Source organism: Bradyrhizobium sp. sBnM-33, assembly GCF_032917945.1.
Classification (GTDB): Bacteria; Pseudomonadota; Alphaproteobacteria; order Rhizobiales; family Xanthobacteraceae; genus Bradyrhizobium.
On sequence record NZ_CP136624.1, the window covers coordinates 1789751 to 1810320 of the forward strand.

A 20570-nucleotide genomic window follows, 5' to 3' on the forward strand; every position below is an offset into this window, starting at 1 on the left:
ATGACGCAGCATTTGCAGAATTTGTTGTGTGCTGTGATGACTGATGCGCATCGAGCGGTTGGGCGGATTGAGCTGTTGTCGTCGGATGAGCGCACCTACCTGTTGGAGGAGCTGAACCGGACGTCGGTCTCGTACTCAGCGGAGCGGTGCATCCATGAGCTGTTCGAGGCGGAGGTGCGCAAGGCGCCGGATGCGGTGGCGGTGGTCTGTGCGGAGGAACACCTGAGCTATGGCGAGCTCAATGCGCGGGCGAACCGGCTGGCGCATCATCTGATCTCGCTCGGGGTGAGGCCGGATCAGCCGGTTGCGATCTGTCTTGAGCGCAGTCTGGCGATGGTGGTGGGGGTTTTGGCGATCCTCAAGGCGGGTGGCGCGTATCTGCCGCTGGACCCGGCCTATCCGTCCGCGCGGCTGCGGCAGGTTCTCGAGGATGCGGCACCGGGTCTGGTGCTTGCCGATGCGGCGGGCCGCGCCGCGCTTGCCGATGGGCTGCTCGATCTGACGGTGGTCGACCTGGAGACGGCGACGCCGGCGTGGGCAAACCTGCCGGCCTCGGATCCGGACCCGCGGGCGCTGGGCCTGACCTCACGCCATCTCGCCTATGTGATCTACACCTCCGGCTCAACAGGTACGCCCAAGGGCGTCATGGTCGAGCATGGTAATTTGGTGAACTATTTGCAATGGTCAGGTCGCAGCTATTACAAACGAGCTTTGAACGGCTCGCCCATACTGCATCCGTTGAGCTTCGACGGCATCGTTACAACCTTGTTCGGACCTCTGTTGGCCGGTGCCAAACTCCGTCTTCTAAAGCCGATTGCCCAAATCGGTTCGGTTGCTGCTGTAGAGCAGGGGCAGACCTATGATCTGATTAAGCTGACTCCTTCGCATCTGAGCATGCTGAACAAGCGGCTTGATGCCTATAAGGGACCAGCTCCGACAAGAGCTCTGATGGTCGGCGGCGAGGCGTTAATCCCGGCAGATATACAGTTCTGGCAAGAGCGTTTTCCGAACGTGCGTCTGATCAATCATTATGGTCCGACAGAAGCAACGATTGGGAGTGCCACATTCGAAATATCTCACGCTGTCGAGGGGCTAAGCTCGATCCCGATTGGCCGTCCGATCGCGAACACGCGGATCTATCTGCTTGACGGTGATGGTGCGCTGGTTCCGTTTGGTGCGGTGGGGGAGCTTTACATCGGTGGGGCGGGGGTTGCGCGGGGCTATCTGAACCGTCCCGATCTGACGGCGGAGCGGTTCATCGCCAGTCCCTTTGTGGACGGCGATCGGCTGTACCGGACCGGGGACCTTGCGCGGTACCTGCCGGACGGCAATCTGGAGTTTTTGGGCCGCAACGACGATCAGGTGAAGATCCGCGGCTTCCGGATCGAGCCGGGCGAGATCGCAGCGCGGCTGTCCGAGCACGCCTGGGTGCGCGATGCGGTAGTGGTGGCGCAAGAGGATCGCAGTGGCGAGCCGCGTCTGGTGGCCTATGTGGTCGCGGTGGCCGAGCATGCCGGCGAGGCGGAGGGATCTGAGCTTGCCGCCACCTTGCGCGCACATGTAAGTGCGCGATTGCCGGATTACATGGTGCCGAGTGCGTTCGTGCGGCTCGCGGCGCTGCCGCTGACGGTGAACGGCAAGCTGGATCGCAAGGCGCTGCCGCGGCCTGCGGATCAGGCGTATGCGCGAGGCATCTATGAGGCGCCGCAGGGCGAGATCGAGACGGCGCTGGCGACGATCTGGGCAGAGCTTCTGGGTTTAGAGCGGGTCGGTCGCCACGACAACTTCTTCGCGCTGGGCGGCCACTCGCTGTTGGCGGTGCAACTGATGGAGCGTCTGCGACGGCTGTCACTGGGGGTCGAGGTGCGGACCTTGTTCGCCAAGCCGGTGCTGGCCGATCTGGCCGCGAGCCTTGGCAACCATCACGAAGTGGCGGTCCCCGCCAACCTGATCACGGAGAGAAGCAGGGCGATTACGCCGCAGATGCTGCCGCTGATTGAGCTGGCTCAGCCGGAGATCGATCGGATCGTCGCCACGGTGCCCGGTGGGGTCGGCAACATCCAGGATATTTATGGCTTGTCGCCGCTGCAGGACGGCATCCTGTTCCATCATCTGCTGGCCCGCCAAGGCGATCCGTACCTGCTGGTGTCGCAGATGGCGTTTGCCGAGCGTGGCGTGTTGGACCGCTATCTTGCCGCGGTTCAGCGGGTGGTGGACCGGCACGACATTCTGCGCACGTCGTTTGTCTGGGAGGGGCTGTCGCGCCCGGCGCAGGTGGTGTGGCGGAAAGCGCCACTGGATGTGACCGAGGTTGAGCTGGATGGATCTGGCGGTCCTGGCCACGCGCAGCTCCGGCATCGGTTTGATCCGCGCGAGCACCGCATCGATCTTGGCCGGGCGCCGTTGTTGAGGTTTGTGATCGCGCGCGAGCCCGGCAGCGGGCGCTGGCTATTGCTGAAGCTGCAGCACCATTTGATCGGGGATCACGCCACCTCGGAAGTGATGCATGCCGAGATTCGTGCGCTGCTCGGCGGGCACGAGCATGAGCTCGCAGCGCCGCAGCCGTTCCGCAATCTGGTGGCGCAGGCGCAGCTGGGCGTTGGAGCCAAAGCGCACGAAGAGTTCTTCCGGACGATGCTGGGGGACATCGATGAGCCGACCACGCCGTTTGGGCTGAGTGAGGTCCGCGGCGACGGCAGCAGGTCCCATGAGGCGCGGCGAATGCTGCCGCAGCAACTGCACGAACGGCTGCGCAGCCAGGCGCGGCGGCTTGGGGTGAGCCTGGCGAGCCTGTGCCATCTGGCGTGGGGACAGGTGGTGGCGCGGAGCAGCGGACGAGAGCAGGTGGTGTTCGGCACGGTGCTGTTCGGCCGCATGCATGGCGGTGCCGGCGCCGACCACACCATGGGCCTGTTCATGAACACCCTGCCGCTGCGGCTTGATCTGGACGGCACCGGGGTCGAGGCGAGCGTGCGGACCACCCACGCCCGGCTGGCCGAGTTGCTGGCGCATGAACATGCCTCGCTGGCGCTGGCGCAACGCTGCGGCGGCGTTGCATCGCCGGCGCCGCTGTTCAGTTCGTTGTTGAACTACCGCCACAACACCCCGGCGATGTCCTTCGGATCGGATGATGTGCTGTCTGGCGTGGAACGGCTGGGCGGGGAGGAGCGCACCAACTATCCGTTGACCTTGTCGGTGGAGGATTTTGGCAAGGCGCTCGGGCTGACCGCGGAAGCGGCGGAGCCGGTCTCTGCGGATCGGGTCTGCGGCTACATGCAGCGCGCGCTCGAGCAACTGGCTGATGCGCTGGAGCACGCGCCGAACACGCCGGTGTGCGACCTGGACATCCTACCACGTGATGAGCGCATCTACCTGTTGGAGGAGCTGAACCGGACGTCGGTCTCGTATCCAGCGGAGCGGTGCATCCATGAGCTGTTCGAGGCGGAGGTGCGCAAGGCGCCGGATGCGGTGGCGGTGGTCTGTGCGGAGGAACACCTGAGCTATGGCGAGCTCAATGCGCGGGCGAACCGGCTGGCGCATCATCTGATCTCGCTCGGGGTGAGGCCGGATCAGCCGGTTGCGATCTGTCTTGAGCGCAGTCTGGTGATGGTGGTGGGGGTTTTGGCGATCCTCAAGGCGGGTGGCGCGTATCTGCCGCTGGACCCGGCCTATCCGTCCGCGCGGCTGCGGCAGGTTCTCGAGGATGCGGCACCGGGTCTGGTGCTTGCCGATGCGGCGGGCCGTACCGCGCTGGGCGCCGATGCCCTGGTGGACGTGACGGTGGTTGACCTTGAGACGGCCACGCCAGCCTGGGCCGAGCTGCCGGCCTCGGATCCGGACCCGCGCGCGCTGGGCCTGACCTCACGCCATCTCGCCTATGTGATCTACACCTCAGGCTCAACCGGAACCCCAAAGGGCGTCATGGTCGAGCATCGGGGAGTGGCCAATTATCTGTCCTGGGCTTGCGAAGCTTATGCGCCCAGGTCATCCTCCCTGGTCTCCTCTTCCCTGGCCTTCGATGCCATAATCACGAGCCTGCTTGCGCCTTTGCTCTGTGGTGGCCACGCACAGCTTGTCAGGGAGGGAGACGAGGTCGAGGGGGTAAAGGAAAAGATCAGCTCGGGCTGCGGGATCATTGATATCACCCCCAGCCATCTGGATGTGCTTGGGCAACAGATGCTGGCGGACTCGGCCGCCAGCCAAGTTGGACTGTTTATCATCGGCGGTGAAGCGCTGTCGCATTCGACAATCGAGCTGTGGCGCAGGATCCAGCCCACGGCCAGACTGGTGAATGAATACGGCCCCACCGAAACGATCGTCGGCTGTCTCTTTTATGAGGTTCCGACAGGGCCAGCTGTATCTGCGAACGTCCCGATCGGGCGTCCGATTGCGAACGCGCGGGTGTATCTTCTGGATGGTCATGGTGCGCCCGTTCCGTTTGGTGCGGTGGGGGAGCTTTACATCGGCGGGGCGGGGGTTGCGCGGGGCTATCTGAACCGTCCCGATCTGACGGCGGAGCGGTTCATCGCCAGTCCCTTTGTGGACGGCGATCGGCTGTACCGGACCGGGGACCTTGCGCGGTACCTGCCGGACGGCAATCTGGAGTTTTTGGGCCGCAACGACGATCAGGTGAAGATCCGCGGCTTCCGGATCGAGCCGGGCGAGATCGCAGCGCGGCTGTCCGAGCACGCCTGGGTGCGCGATGCGGTAGTGGTGGCGCAAGAGGATCGCAGTGGCGAGCCGCGTCTGGTGGCCTATGTGGTCGCGGTGGCCGAGCATGCCGGCGAGGCGGAGGGATCTGAGCTTGCCGCCACCTTGCGCGCACATGTAAGTGCGCGATTGCCGGATTACATGGTGCCGAGTGCGTTCGTGCGGCTCGCGGCGCTGCCGCTGACGGTGAACGGCAAGCTGGATCGCAAGGCGCTGCCGCGGCCTGCGGATCAGGCGTATGCGCGAGGCATCTATGAGGCGCCGCAGGGCGAGATCGAGACGGCGCTGGCGACGATCTGGGCAGAGCTTCTGGGTTTAGAGCGGGTCGGTCGCCACGACAACTTCTTCGCGCTGGGCGGCCACTCGCTGTTGGCGGTGCAACTGATGGAGCGTCTGCGACGGCTGTCACTGGGGGTCGAGGTGCGGACCTTGTTCGCCAAGCCGGTGCTGGCCGATCTGGCCGCGAGCCTTGGCAACCATCACGAAGTGGCGGTCCCCGCCAACCTGATCACGGAGAGAAGCAGGGCGATTACGCCGCAGATGCTGCCGCTGATTGAGCTGGCTCAGCCGGAGATCGATCGGATCGTCGCCACGGTGCCCGGTGGGGTCGGCAACATCCAGGATATTTATGGCTTGTCGCCGCTGCAGGACGGCATCCTGTTCCATCATCTGCTGGCCCGCCAAGGCGATCCGTACCTGCTGGTGTCGCAGATGGCGTTTGCCGAGCGTGGCGTGTTGGACCGCTATCTTGCCGCGGTTCAGCGGGTGGTGGACCGGCACGACATTCTGCGCACGTCGTTTGTCTGGGAGGGGCTGTCGCGCCCGGCGCAGGTGGTGTGGCGGAAAGCGCCACTGGATGTGACCGAGGTTGAGCTGGATGGATCTGGCGGTCCTGGCCACGCGCAGCTCCGGCATCGGTTTGATCCGCGCGAGCACCGCATCGACCTTGGCCGGGCGCCGTTGTTGAGGTTTGTGATCGCGCGCGAGCCCGGCAGCGGGCGCTGGCTATTGCTGAAGCTGCAGCACCATTTGATCGGGGATCACGCCACCTCGGAAGTGATGCATGCCGAGATTCGTGCGCTGCTCGGCGGGCACGAGCATGAGCTCGCAGCGCCGCAGCCGTTCCGCAATCTGGTGGCGCAGGCGCAGCTGGGCGTTGGAGCCAAAGCGCACGAAGAGTTCTTCCGGACGATGCTGGGGGACATCGATGAGCCGACCACGCCGTTTGGGCTGAGTGAGGTCCGCGGCGACGGCAGCAGGTCCCATGAGGCGCGGCGAATGCTGCCGCAGCAACTGCACGAACGGCTGCGCAGCCAGGCGCGGCGGCTTGGGGTGAGCCTGGCGAGCCTGTGCCATCTGGCGTGGGGACAGGTGGTGGCGCGGAGCAGCGGACGAGAGCAGGTGGTGTTCGGCACGGTGCTGTTCGGCCGCATGCATGGCGGTGCCGGCGCCGACCACACCATGGGCCTGTTCATCAACACCCTGCCGCTGCGGCTTGATCTGGACGGCACCGGGGTCGAGGCGAGCGTGCGGACCACCCACGCCCGGCTGGCCGAGTTGCTGGCGCATGAACATGCCTCGCTGGCGCTGGCGCAACGCTGCGGCGGCGTTGCATCGCCGGCGCCGCTGTTCAGTTCGTTGTTGAACTACCGCCACAACACCCCGGCGATGTCCTTCGGATCGGATGATGTGCTGTCTGGCGTGGAACGGCTGGGCGGGGAGGAGCGCACCAACTATCCGTTGACCTTGTCGGTGGAGGATTTTGGCAAGGCGCTCGGGCTGACCGCGGAAGCGGCGGAGCCGGTCTCTGCGGATCGGGTCTGCGGCTACATGCAGCGCGCGCTCGAGCAACTGGCTGATGCGCTGGAGCACGCGCCGAACACGCCGGTGTGCGACCTGGACATCCTACCACGTGATGAGCGCATCTACCTGTTGGAGGAGCTGAACCGGACGTCGGTCTCGTATCCAGCGGAGCGGTGCATCCATGAGCTGTTCGAGGCGGAGGTGCGCAAGGCGCCGGATGCGGTGGCGGTGGTCTGTGCGGAGGAACACCTGAGCTATGGCGAGCTCAATGCGCGGGCGAACCGGCTGGCGCATCATCTGATCTCGCTCGGGGTGAGGCCGGATCAGCCGGTGGCGATCTGTCTGGAGCGCAGTCTGGCGATGGTGGTGGGGGTTTTGGCGATCCTCAAGGCGGGTGGCGCCTATCTGCCGCTGGACCCGGCCTATCCGTCCGCGCGGCTGCGGCAGGTTCTCGAGGATGCGGCACCGGGTCTGGTGCTTGCCGATGCGGCCGGCCGCGCCGCGCTCGGCACCGAGGCGCTGGCCGATGTGAGCGTGGTCGATCTTACGACAGCCACCCCGGCCTGGGCCGAGCTGCCGGCCTCGGATCCGGACCCGCGCGCGCTGGGCCTGACCTCACGCCATCTCGCCTATGTGATCTACACCTCAGGCTCAACCGGAACCCCAAAGGGCGTCATGGTCGAGCATCGGGGAGTGGCCAATTATCTGTCCTGGGCCTGCGAAGCTTATGCGCCCAGGTCATCCTCCCTGGTCTCCTCTTCCCTGGCCTTCGATGCCATAATCACGAGCCTGCTTGCGCCTTTGCTCTGTGGTGGCCACGCACAGCTTGTCAGGGAGGGAGACGAGGTCGAGGGGGTAAAGGAAAAGATCAGCTCGGGCTGCGGGATCATTGATATCACCCCCAGCCATCTGGATGTGCTTGGGCAACAGATGCTGGCGGACTCGGCCGCCAGCCAGGTTGGACTGTTTATCATCGGCGGTGAAGCGCTGTCGCATTCGACAATCGAGCTGTGGCGCAGGATCCAGCCCACGGCCAGACTGGTGAATGAATACGGCCCCACCGAAACGATCGTCGGCTGTCTCTTTTATGAGGTTCCGACAGGGCCAGCTGTATCTGCGAACGTCCCGATCGGGCGTCCGATTGCGAACGCGCGGGTGTATCTTCTGGATGGTCATGGTGCGCTGGTTCCGTTTGGTGCGGTGGGGGAGCTTTACATCGGCGGGGCGGGGGTTGCGCGGGGCTATCTGAACCGTCCCGATCTGACGGCGGAGCGGTTCATCGCCAGTCCCTTTGTGGACGGCGATCGGCTGTACCGGACCGGGGACCTTGCGCGGTACCTGCCGGACGGCAATCTGGAGTTTTTGGGCCGCAACGACGATCAGGTGAAGATCCGCGGCTTCCGGATCGAGCCGGGCGAGATCGCAGCGCGGCTGTCCGAGCACGCCTGGGTGCGCGATGCGGTAGTGGTGGCGCAAGAGGATCGCAGTGGCGAGCCGCGTCTGGTGGCCTATGTGGTCGCGGTGGCCGAGCATGCCGGCGAGGCGGAGGGATCTGAGCTTGCCGCCACCTTGCGCGCACATGTAAGTGCGCGATTGCCGGATTACATGGTGCCGAGTGCGTTCGTGCGGCTCGCGGCGCTGCCGCTGACGGTGAACGGCAAGCTGGATCGCAAGGCGCTGCCGCGGCCTGCGGATCAGGCGTATGCGCGAGGCATCTATGAGGCGCCGCAGGGCGAGATCGAGACGGCGCTGGCGACGATCTGGGCAGAGCTTCTGGGTTTAGAGCGGGTCGGTCGCCACGACAACTTCTTCGCGCTGGGCGGCCACTCGCTGTTGGCGGTGCAACTGATGGAGCGTCTGCGACGGCTGTCACTGGGGGTCGAGGTGCGGACCTTGTTCGCCAAGCCGGTGCTGGCCGATCTGGCCGCGAGCCTTGGCAACCATCACGAAGTGGCGGTCCCCGCCAACCTGATCACGGAGAGAAGCAGGGCGATTACGCCGCAGATGCTGCCGCTGATTGAGCTGGCTCAGCCGGAGATCGATCGGATCGTCGCCACGGTGCCCGGTGGGGTCGGCAACATCCAGGATATTTATGGCTTGTCGCCGCTGCAGGACGGCATCCTGTTCCATCATCTGCTGGCCCGCCAAGGCGATCCGTACCTGCTGGTGTCGCAGATGGCGTTTGCCGAGCGTGGCGTGTTGGACCGCTATCTTGCCGCGGTTCAGCGGGTGGTGGACCGGCACGACATTCTGCGCACGTCGTTTGTCTGGGAGGGGCTGTCGCGCCCGGCGCAGGTGGTGTGGCGGAAAGCGCCACTGGATGTGACCGAGGTTGAGCTGGATGGATCTGGCGGTCCTGGCCACGCGCAGCTCCGGCATCGGTTTGATCCGCGCGAGCACCGCATCGATCTTGGCCGGGCGCCGTTGTTGAGGTTTGTGATCGCGCGCGAGCCCGGCAGCGGGCGCTGGCTATTGCTGAAGCTGCAGCACCATTTGATCGGGGATCACGCCACCTCGGAAGTGATGCATGCCGAGATTCGTGCGCTGCTCGGCGGGCACGAGCATGAGCTCGCAGCGCCGCAGCCGTTCCGCAATCTGGTGGCGCAGGCGCAGCTGGGCGTTGGAGCCAAAGCGCACGAAGAGTTCTTCCGGACGATGCTGGGGGACATCGATGAGCCGACCACGCCGTTTGGGCTGAGTGAGGTCCGCGGCGACGGCAGCAGGTCCCATGAGGCGCGGCGAATGCTGCCGCAGCAACTGCACGAACGGCTGCGCAGCCAGGCGCGGCGGCTTGGGGTGAGCCTGGCGAGCCTGTGCCATCTGGCGTGGGGACAGGTGGTGGCGCGGAGCAGCGGACGAGAGCAGGTGGTGTTCGGCACGGTGCTGTTCGGCCGCATGCATGGCGGTGCCGGCGCCGACCACACCATGGGCCTGTTCATCAACACCCTGCCGCTGCGGCTTGATCTGGACGGCACCGGGGTCGAGGCGAGCGTGCGGACCACCCACGCCCGGCTGGCCGAGTTGCTGGCGCATGAACATGCCTCGCTGGCGCTGGCGCAACGCTGCGGCGGCGTTGCATCGCCGGCGCCGCTGTTCAGTTCGTTGTTGAACTACCGCCACAACACCCCGGCGATGTCCTTCGGATCGGATGATGTGCTGTCTGGCGTGGAACGGCTGGGCGGGGAGGAGCGCACCAACTATCCGTTGACCTTGTCGGTGGAGGATTTTGGCAAGGCGCTCGGGCTGACCGCGGAAGCGGCGGAGCCGGTCTCTGCGGATCGGGTCTGCGGCTACATGCAGCGCGCGCTCGAGCAACTGGCTGATGCGCTGGAGCACGCGCCGAACACGCCGGTGTGCGACCTGGACATCCTACCACGTGATGAGCGCATCTACCTGTTGGAGGAGCTGAACCGGACGTCGGTCTCGTATCCAGCGGAGCGGTGCATCCATGAGCTGTTCGAGGCGGAGGTGCGCAAGGCGCCGGATGCGGTGGCGGTGGTCTGTGCGGAGGAACACCTGAGCTATGGCGAGCTCAATGCGCGGGCGAACCGGCTGGCGCATCATCTGATCTCGCTCGGGGTGAGGCCGGATCAGCCGGTTGCGATCTGTCTTGAGCGCAGTCTGGCGATGGTGGTGGGGGTTTTGGCGATCCTCAAGGCGGGTGGCGCGTATCTGCCGCTGGACCCGGCCTATCCGTCCGCGCGGCTGCGGCAGGTTCTCGAGGATGCGGCACCGGGTCTGGTGCTTGCCGATGCGGCGGGCCGTACCGCGCTGGGCGCCGATGCCCTGGTGGACGTGACGGTGGTTGACCTTGAGACGGCCACGCCAGCCTGGGCCGAGCTGCCGGCCTTGGATCCGGACCCGCGCGCGCTGGGCCTGACCTCACGCCATCTCGCCTATGTGATCTACACCTCCGGCTCAACAGGTACGCCCAAGGGCGTCATGGTCGAGCATGCGAGCACCGTGAACCTGCTGCATTGGAGCAGCGACGTGTTTGCGGAAACCGAAATCAGCCGCACGCTGTTTTCTACCTCGATCAGTTTTGATCTGTCCGTCTATGAGTGCTTCGTTCCGCTTTCGCAAGGAGGCACACTTTATCTTGTCGAGAATGCGCTGGCGCTGGCGCAGGTGTCCTTGGATGTCTCCTTGATCAACACAGTGCCCTCGGCGATCGCCGCTCTGGTCGACAAGAAAGCAGTCGCCACTTCGACGAGCGTCATCAATTTGGCGGGCGAGCGGCTGACGGCGAGCCTCATAGAGAGGGTCTTCGAGAGCAGTCGAGTCGAGAAGATCTGTAATCTCTACGCTCCTTCCGAAACCACGACGTATTCAACCTGCATCTGCATGCGAAGGGGAGAGACTATCGTCGAGACGATCGGCCGCCCGATCGCGAACACGCGGGTGTATCTTCTGGATGGTGATGGTGCGCTGGTTCCGTTTGGTGCGGTGGGGGAGCTTTACATCGGTGGGGCGGGGGTTGCGCGGGGCTATCTGAAGCGGCCCGATCTGACGGCGGAGCGGTTCATCGCCAGTCCCTTTGTGGACGGCGATCGGCTGTACCGGACCGGGGACCTTGCGCGGTACCTGCCGGACGGCAATCTGGAGTTTTTGGGCCGCAACGACGATCAGGTGAAGATCCGCGGCTTCCGGATCGAGCCGGGCGAGATCGCAGCGCGGCTGTCCGAGCACGCCTGGGTGCGCGATGCGGTAGTGGTGGCGCAAGAGGATCGCAGTGGCGAGCCGCGTCTGGTGGCCTATGTGGTCGCGGTGGCCGAGCATGCCGGCGAGGCGGAGGGATCTGAGCTTGCCGCCACCTTGCGCGCACATGTAAGTGCGCGATTGCCGGATTACATGGTGCCGAGTGCGTTCGTGCGGCTCGCGGCGCTGCCGCTGACGGTGAACGGCAAGCTGGATCGCAAGGCGCTGCCGCGGCCTGCGGATCAGGCGTATGCGCGAGGCATCTATGAGGCGCCGCAGGGCGAGATCGAGACGGCGCTGGCGACGATCTGGGCAGAGCTTCTGGGTTTAGAGCGGGTCGGTCGCCACGACAACTTCTTCGCGCTGGGCGGCCACTCGCTGTTGGCGGTACGGCTCTTGAGCCGGCTGTCGCAGGCTCTGGGTGTAGCGCTGCCGCTTACGGCGCTGTTCGCCAAGCCGGTGCTGGCCGACCTGGCGGGGAGCGTTGTCGAGACATTGAGCCGCTCCGGTCCACAAGATCTGCCGGGCATTGTGGCTGTGTCGCGCGATGCGCCATTTGTGCTGTCGTTTGCGCAGCAGAGGCTGTGGTTTTTGGCGCAGCTCGACGAGAGCAGTACGAACTATCACATTCCGCTGGCGTGGCGGCTCAAAGGTGTGCTCGAGCGCAGCGCCTGGCAGCGCAGCCTTGACCAGTTGGTGGCGCGGCATGAGGCGCTGCGGAGCATTTTTGTCGCGTCGGAGGGTGAGCCTTGGGTTGAGGTTCTGCCGGCGGATGCGGGGTTGCCGGTTGTGGAGCACGATCTGCGGGGCCGGGCAGACGCGGAGGCGGCGCTGTCGGAGCTGTGCCAGGAAGAGGCGCGCACGCTGTTTGATCTGGTGCGCGGGCCGCTGATCCGCGGCCGGCTGATCCGGATGTCCGATGACGAGCACGTCTTCCTGCTGACCCAGCATCACATTGTCTCGGACGGCTGGTCGCTGGGCGTGCTGGTGCGTGAACTCAGTCAGCTGTACCGGGCGTTCCTGGCGGGACAAGACGATCCGCTGCCGCCGCTTGCGATCCAGTATCCGGACTATGCTGCCTGGCAACGGCAGTGGCTGGCTGGCGAGCGATTGCAGAAGCAGGCGGAGTATTGGCGCAACACCCTGGCTGGCGCGCCGGCCCGTCTGGCCTTGCCGACGGACCGGCCGCGGCCGGCCCGGCAGTCGTTTGCCGGGGCCACTGTGCCTGTTGTCATCGATGCGGATCTGACGCGGGAGTTGAAGCGGCTGAGCCAGCAGCATGGCACGACGTTGTTCATGACGGTGCTGGCGGCGTGGGGCGCGGTGCTGTCGCGTCTGTCAGGGCAGGACGACCTTGTGATCGGGGTGCCGAGCGCCAATCGGGGCCGCCGCGAGATCGAAGAGTTGATCGGCTTCTTCGTCAACAGCCTGGCGCTTCGCCTCGACCTGTCGGGCGCGCCGAGCGTGGCAGAGCTGTTGGAGCGGACGCGGGGCGCGACGTTGGCGGCGCAGGACCATCAGGACCTGCCGTTTGAGCAGGTGGTGGAGATCGTGCAGCCGCCACGGTCGCTTGATCACACCCCGCTGTTCCAGGTGGGGTTGGCCTGGCAGAACAACGCCGGTCAATCCTTCGACCTTCCCGAGCTGAGTGTGGAGACTGCCGGAGATGGGTTCGATCAGGCCAAGTTTGATCTGGAGCTGAACCTTGGGGAGCGCGGCGCGGTCATCGCCGGAACGCTGGGCTATGCCACGGCGCTGTTCGATCAAGCAACGATCGAGCGGCAGCGGGGCTATCTGCTGGTGCTGCTGCGGGCGATGGTTGCCGATGCGCATCGAGCGGTCGGGCGGATTGAGCTGTTGTCGTCGGATGAGCGCATCTACCTGTTGGAGGAGCTGAACCGGACGTCGGTCTCGTATCCAGCGGAGCGGTGCATCCATGAGCTGTTCGAGGCGGAGGTGCGCAAGGCGCCGGATGCGGTGGCGGTGGTCTGTGCGGAGGAACACCTGAGCTATGGCGAGCTCAATGCGCGGGCGAACCGGCTGGCGCATCATCTGATCTCGCTCGGGGTGAGGCCGGATCAGCCGGTTGCGATCTGTCTTGAGCGCAGTCTGGCGATGGTGGTGGGGGTTTTGGCGATCCTCAAGGCGGGTGGCGCGTATCTGCCGCTGGACCCGGCCTATCCGTCCGCGCGGCTGCGGCAGGTTCTCGAGGATGCGGCACCGGGTCTGGTGCTTGCCGATGCGGCGGGCCGTACCGCGCTGGGCGCCGATGCCCTGGTGGACGTGACGGTGGTTGACCTTGAGACGGCCACGCCAGCCTGGGCCGAGCTGCCGGCCTCGGATCCGGACCCGCGCGCGCTGGGCCTGACCTCACGCCATCTCGCCTATGTGATCTACACCTCCGGCTCAACAGGTACGCCCAAGGGCGTCATGGTCGAGCATGCCCAGATTGCGCGTTTGTTCGAGACGACCGAGAGCTTGTATGGCTTCACCGAACGCGACGTATGGTGTCTGTTCCATTCCTTCTCGTTCGACTTCTCAGTTTGGGAGTTGTGGGGCGCACTGCGCTATGGCGGGTGTTTGGTTCTCGTGCCGAGCCATACGGCTCGCTCTGCTTCTGACTTTCATGATCTCATCTGCAAGTCCGGCGTCACAGTTCTGAACCAGACCCCCTCGGCTTTTAAAGCTCTCATTGATGTGGAGTGTCAGTCCAGGCTTCGAAGCCGCCTTCGATATGTGATTTTTGGTGGAGAGGCTCTGGAGCCAGCGATTCTGAAGCCGTGGTATGCAAGGCATTCCGATTGCGCGCCCCAACTGGTTAACATGTACGGCATCACGGAAACGACCGTGCATGTCACCTATCGGCCGCTTGATCAGTCTGACACTTCCAACTCGGGCAGTCCGATTGGAAGGCGCATCCCCGATCTTCGGTTGTACGTGTTGGATCGGTTTGGTGCGCCCGTTCCGTTTGGTGCGGTGGGGGAGCTTTACATCGGCGGGGTGGGGGTTGCGCGGGGCTATCTGAAGCGGCCCGATCTGACGGCGGAGCGGTTCATCGCCAGTCCCTTTGTGGACGGCGATCGGCTGTACCGGACCGGGGACCTTGCGCGGTACCTGCCGGACGGCAATCTGGAGTTTTTGGGCCGCAACGACGATCAGGTGAAGATCCGCGGCTTCCGGATCGAGCCGGGCGAGATCGCAGCGCGGCTGTCCGAGCACGCCTGGGTGCGCGATGCGGTAGTGGTGGCGCAAGAGGATCGCAGTGGCGAGCCGCGTCTGGTGGCCTATGTGGTCGCGGTGGCCGAGCATGCCGGCGAGGCGGAGGGATCTGAGCTTGCCGCCACCTTGCGCGCACATGTAAGTGCGCGATTGCCGGATTACATGGTGCCGAGTGCGTTCGTGCGGCTCGCGGCGCTGCCGCTGACGGTGAACGGCAAGCTGGATCGCAAGGCGCTGCCGCGGCCTGCGGATCAGGCGTATGCGCGAGGCATCTATGAGGCGCCGCAGGGCGAGATCGAGACGGCGCTGGCGACGATCTGGGCAGAGCTTCTGGGTTTAGAGCGGGTCGGTCGCCACGACAACTTCTTCGCGCTGGGCGGCCACTCGCTGTTGGCGGTACGGCTCTTGAGCCGGCTGTCGCAGGCTCTGGGTGTAGCGCTGCCGCTTACGGCGCTGTTCGCCAAGCCGGTGCTGGCCGACCTGGCGGGGAGCGTTGTCGAGACATTGAGCCGCTCCGGTCCACAAGATCTGCCGGGCATTGTGGCTGTGTCGCGCGATGCGCCATTTGTGCTGTCGTTTGCGCAGCAGAGGCTGTGGTTTTTGGCGCAGCTCGACGAGAGCAGTACGAACTATCACATTCCGCTGGCGTGGCGGCTCAAAGGTGTGCTCGAGCGCAGCGCCTGGCAGCGCAGCCTTGACCAGTTGGTGGCGCGGCATGAGGCGCTGCGGAGCATTTTTGTCGCGTCGGAGGGTGAGCCTTGGGTTGAGGTTCTGCCGGCGGATGCGGGGTTGCCGGTTGTGGAGCACGATCTGCGGGGCCGGGCAGACGCGGAGGCGGCGCTGTCGGAGCTGTGCCAGGAAGAGGCGCGCACGCTGTTTGATCTGGTGCGCGGGCCGCTGATCCGCGGCCGGCTGATCCGGATGTCCGATGACGAGCACGTCTTCCTGCTGACCCAGCATCACATTGTCTCGGACGGCTGGTCGCTGGGCGTGCTGGTGCGTGAACTCAGTCAGCTGTACCGGGCGTTCCTGGCGGGACAAGACGATCCGCTGCCGCCGCTTGCGATCCAGTATCCGGACTATGCTGCCTGGCAACGGCAGTGGCTGGCTGGCGAGCGATTGCAGAAGCAGGCGGAGTATTGGCGCAACACCCTGGCTGGCGCGCCGGCCCGTCTGGCCTTGCCGACGGACCGGCCGCGGCCGGCCCGGCAGTCGTTTGCCGGGGCCACTGTGCCTGTTGTCATCGATGCGGATCTGACGCGGGAGTTGAAGCGGCTGAGCCAGCAGCATGGCACGACGTTGTTCATGACGGTGCTGGCGGCGTGGGGCGCGGTGCTGTCGCGTCTGTCAGGGCAGGACGACCTTGTGATCGGGGTGCCGAGCGCCAATCGGGGCCGCCGCGAGATCGAAGAGTTGATCGGCTTCTTCGTCAACAGCCTGGCGCTTCGCCTCGACCTGTCGGGCGCGCCGAGCGTGGCAGAGCTGTTGGAGCGGACGCGGGGCGCGACGTTGGCGGCGCAGGACCATCAGGACCTGCCGTTTGAGCAGGTGGTGGAGATCGTGCAGCCGCCACGGTCGCTTGATCACACCCCGCTGTTCCAGGTGGGGTTGGCCTGGCAGAACAACGCCGGTCAATCCTTCGACCTTCCCGAGCTGAGTGTGGAGACTGCCGGAGATGGGTTCGATCAGGCCAAGTTTGATCTGGAGCTGAACCTTGGGGAGCGCGGCGCGGTCATCGCCGGAACGCTGGGCTATGCCACGGCGCTGTTCGATCAAGCAACGATCGAGCGGCAGCGGGGCTATCTGCTGGTGCTGCTGCGGGCGATGGTTGCCGATGCGCATCGAGCGGTCGGGCGGATTGAGCTGTTGTCGTCGGATGAGCGCATCTACCTGTTGGAGGAGCTGAACCGGACGTCGGTCTCGTATCCAGCGGAGCGGTGCATCCATGAGCTGTTCGAGGCGGAGGTGCGCAAGGCGCCGGATGCGGTGGCGGTGGTCTGTGCGGAGGAACACCTGAGCTATGGCGAGCTCAATGCGCGGGCGAACCGGCTGGCGCATCATCTGATCTCGCTCGGGGTGAGGCCGGATCAGCCGGTTGCGATCTGTCTTGAGCGCAGTCTGGCGATGGTGGTGGGGGTTTTGGCGATCCTCAAGGCGGGTGGCGCGTATCTGCCGCTGGACCCGGCCTATCCGTCCGCGCGGCTGCGGCAGGTTCTCGAGGATGCGGCACCGGGTCTGGTGCTTGCCGATGCGGCGGGCCGTACCGCGCTGGGCGCCGATGCCCTGGTGGACGTGACGGTGGTTGACCTTGAGACGGCCACGCCAGCCTGGGCCGAGCTGCCGGCCTTGGATCCGGACCCGCGCGCGCTGGGCCTGACCTCACGCCATCTCGCCTATGTGATCTACACCTCCGGCTCAACAGGTACGCCCAAGGGCGTCATGGTCGAGCATGCGAGCACCGTGAACCTGCTGCATTGGAGCAGCGACGTGTTTGCGGAAACCGAAATCAGCCGCACGCTGTTTTCTACCTCGATCAGTTTTGATCTGTCCGTCTATGAGTGCTTCGTTCCGCTTTCGCAAGGAGGCACACTTTATCTTGTCGAGAATGCGCTGGCGCTGGCGCAGGTGTCCTTGGATGTCTCCTTGATCAACACAGTGCCCTCGGCGATCGCCGCTCTGGTCGACAAGAAAGCAGTCGCCACTTCGACGAGCGTCATCAATTTGGCGGGCGAGCGGCTGACGGCGAGCCTCATAGAGAGGGTCTTCGAGAGCAGTCGAGTCGAGAAGATCTGTAATCTCTACGCTCCTTCCGAAACCACGACGTATTCAACCTGCATCTGCATGCGAAGGGGAGAGACTATCGTCGAGACGATCGGCCGCCCGATCGCGAACACGCGGGTGTATCTTCTGGATGGTGATGGTGCGCTGGTTCCGTTTGGTGCGGTGGGGGAGCTTTACATCGGTGGGGCGGGGGTTGCGCGGGGCTATCTGAAGCGGCCCGATCTGACGGCGGAGCGGTTCATCGCCAGTCCCTTTGTGGACGGCGATCGGCTGTACCGGACCGGGGACCTTGCGCGGTACCTGCCGGACGGCAATCTGGAGTTTTTGGGCCGCAACGACGATCAGGTGAAGATCCGCGGCTTCCGGATCGAGCCGGGCGAGATCGCAGCGCGGCTGTCCGAGCACGCCTGGGTGCGCGATGCGGTAGTGGTGGCGCAAGAGGATCGCAGTGGCGAGCCGCGTCTGGTGGCCTATGTGGTCGCGGTGGCCGAGCATGCCGGCGAGGCGGAGGGATCTGAGCTTGCCGCCACCTTGCGCGCACATGTAAGTGCGCGATTGCCGGATTACATGGTGCCGAGTGCGTTCGTGCGGCTCGCGGCGCTGCCGCTGACGGTGAACGGCAAGCTGGATCGCAAGGCGCTGCCGCGGCCTGCGGATCAGGCGTATGCGCGAGGCATCTATGAGGCGCCGCAGGGCGAGATCGAGACGGCGCTGGCGACGATCTGGGCAGAGCTTCTGGGTTTAGAGCGGGTCGGTCGCCACGACAACTTCTTCGCGCTGGGCGGCCACTCGCTGTTGGCGGTACGGCTCTTGAGCCGGCTGTCGCAGGCTCTGGGTGTAGCGCTGCCGCTTACGGCGCTGTTCGCCAAGCCGGTGCTGGCCGACCTGGCGGGGAGCGTTGTCGAGACATTGAGCCGCTCCGGTCCACAAGATCTGCCGGGCATTGTGGCTGTGTCGCGCGATGCGCCATTTGTGCTGTCGTTTGCGCAGCAGAGGCTGTGGTTTTTGGCGCAGCTCGACGAGAGCAGTACGAACTATCACATTCCGCTGGCGTGGCGGCTCAAAGGTGTGCTCGAGCGCAGCGCCTGGCAGCGCAGCCTTGACCAGTTGGTGGCGCGGCATGAGGCGCTGCGGAGCATTTTTGTCGCGTCGGAGGGTGAGCCTTGGGTTGAGGTTCTGCCGGCGGATGCGGGGTTGCCGGTTGTGGAGCACGATCTGCGGGGCCGGGCAGACGCGGAGGCGGCGCTGTCGGAGCTGTGCCAGGAAGAGGCGCGCACGCTGTTTGATCTGGTGCGCGGGCCGCTGATCCGCGGCCGGCTGATCCGGATGTCCGATGACGAGCACGTCTTCCTGCTGACCCAGCATCACATTGTCTCGGACGGCTGGTCGCTGGGCGTGCTGGTGCGTGAACTCAGTCAGCTGTACCGGGCGTTCCTGGCGGGACAAGACGATCCGCTGCCGCCGCTTGCGATCCAGTATCCGGACTATGCTGCCTGGCAACGGCAGTGGCTGGCTGGCGAGCGATTGCAGAAGCAGGCGGAGTATTGGCGCAACACCCTGGCTGGCGCGCCGGCCCGTCTGGCCTTGCCGACGGACCGGCCGCGGCCGGCCCGGCAGTCGTTTGCCGGGGCCACTGTGCCTGTTGTCATCGATGCGGATCTGACGCGGGAGTTGAAGCGGCTGAGCCAGCAGCATGGCACGACGTTGTTCATGACGGTGCTGGCGGCGTGGGGCGCGGTGCTGTCGCGTCTGTCAGGGCAGGACGACCTTGTGATCGGGGTGCCGAGCGCCAATCGGGGCCGCCGCGAGATCGAAGAGTTGATCGGCTTCTTCGTCAACAGCCTGGCGCTTCGCCTCGACCTGTCGGGCGCGCCGAGCGTGGCAGAGCTGTTGGAGCGGACGCGGGGCGCGACGTTGGCGGCGCAGGACCATCAGGACCTGCCGTTTGAGCAGGTGGTGGAGATCGTGCAGCCGCCACGGTCGCTTGATCACACCCCGCTGTTCCAGGTGGGGTTGGCCTGGCAGAACAACGCCGGTCAATCCTTCGACCTTCCCGAGCTGAGTGTGGAGACTGCCGGAGATGGGTTCGATCAGGCCAAGTTTGATCTGGAGCTGAACCTTGGGGAGCGCGGCGCGGTCATCGCCGGAACGCTGGGCTATGCCACGGCGCTGTTCGATCAAGCAACGATCGAGCGGCAGCGGGGCTATCTGCTGGTGCTGCTGCGGGCGATGGTTGCCGATGCGCATCGAGCGGTCGGGCGGATTGAGCTGTTGTCGTCGGATGAGCGCATCTACCTGTTGGAGGAGCTGAACCGGACGTCGGTCTCGTATCCAGCGGAGCGGTGCATCCATGAGCTGTTCGAGGCGGAGGTGCGCAAGGCGCCGGATGCGGTGGCGGTGGTCTGTGCGGAGGAACACCTGAGCTATGGCGAGCTCAATGCGCGGGCGAACCGGCTGGCGCATCATCTGATCTCGCTCGGGGTGAGGCCGGATCAGCCGGTTGCGATCTGTCTTGAGCGCAGTCTGGCGATGGTGGTGGGGGTTTTGGCGATCCTCAAGGCGGGTGGCGCGTATCTGCCGCTGGACCCGGCCTATCCGTCCGCGCGGCTGCGGCAGGTTCTCGAGGATGCGGCACCGGGTCTGGTGCTTGCCGATGCGGCGGGCCGTACCGCGCTGGGCGCCGATGCCCTGGTGGACGTGACGGTGGTTGACCTTGAGACGGCCACGCCAGCCTGGGCCGAGCTGCCGGCCTTGGATCCGGACCCGCGCGCGCTGGGCCTGACCTCACGCCATCTCGCCTATGTGATCTACACCTCCGGCTCAACAGGTACGCCCAAGGGCGTCATGGTCGAGCATGCGAGCACCGTGAACCTGCTGCATTGGAGCAGCGACGTGTTTGCGGAAACCGAAATCAGCCGCACGCTGTTTTCTACCTCGATCAGTTTTGATCTGTCCGTCTATGAGTGCTTCGTTCCGCTTTCGCAAGGAGGCACACTTTATCTTGTCGAGAATGCGCTGGCGCTGGCGCAGGTGTCCTTGGATGTCTCCTTGATCAACACAGTGCCCTCGGCGATCGCCGCTCTGGTCGACAAGAAAGCAGTCGCCACTTCGACGAGCGTCATCAATTTGGCGGGCGAGCGGCTGACGGCGAGCCTCATAGAGAGGGTCTTCGAGAGCAGTCGAGTCGAGAAGATCTGTAATCTCTACGCTCCTTCCGAAACCACGACGTATTCAACCTGCATCTGCATGCGAAGGGGAGAGACTATCGTCGAGACGATCGGCCGCCCGATCGCGAACACGCGGGTGTATCTTCTGGATGGTGATGGTGCGCTGGTTCCGTTTGGTGCGGTGGGGGAGCT

The 20570-nt window shown here is 65.2% G+C and carries 1 protein-coding gene (cut by a window edge); it reads left to right on the forward strand.

What is annotated here, in order from left to right:
• Positions 1-20570 carry the 5' portion of a non-ribosomal peptide synthase/polyketide synthase gene (locus tag RX328_RS08400; RefSeq protein ID WP_317258642.1) on the forward strand. The gene runs 11350 nt beyond the window's last position, so 20570 of the gene's 31920 nt are visible here — the first part of the coding sequence; the start codon lies at positions 1-3; its stop codon lies beyond the right edge, outside the window.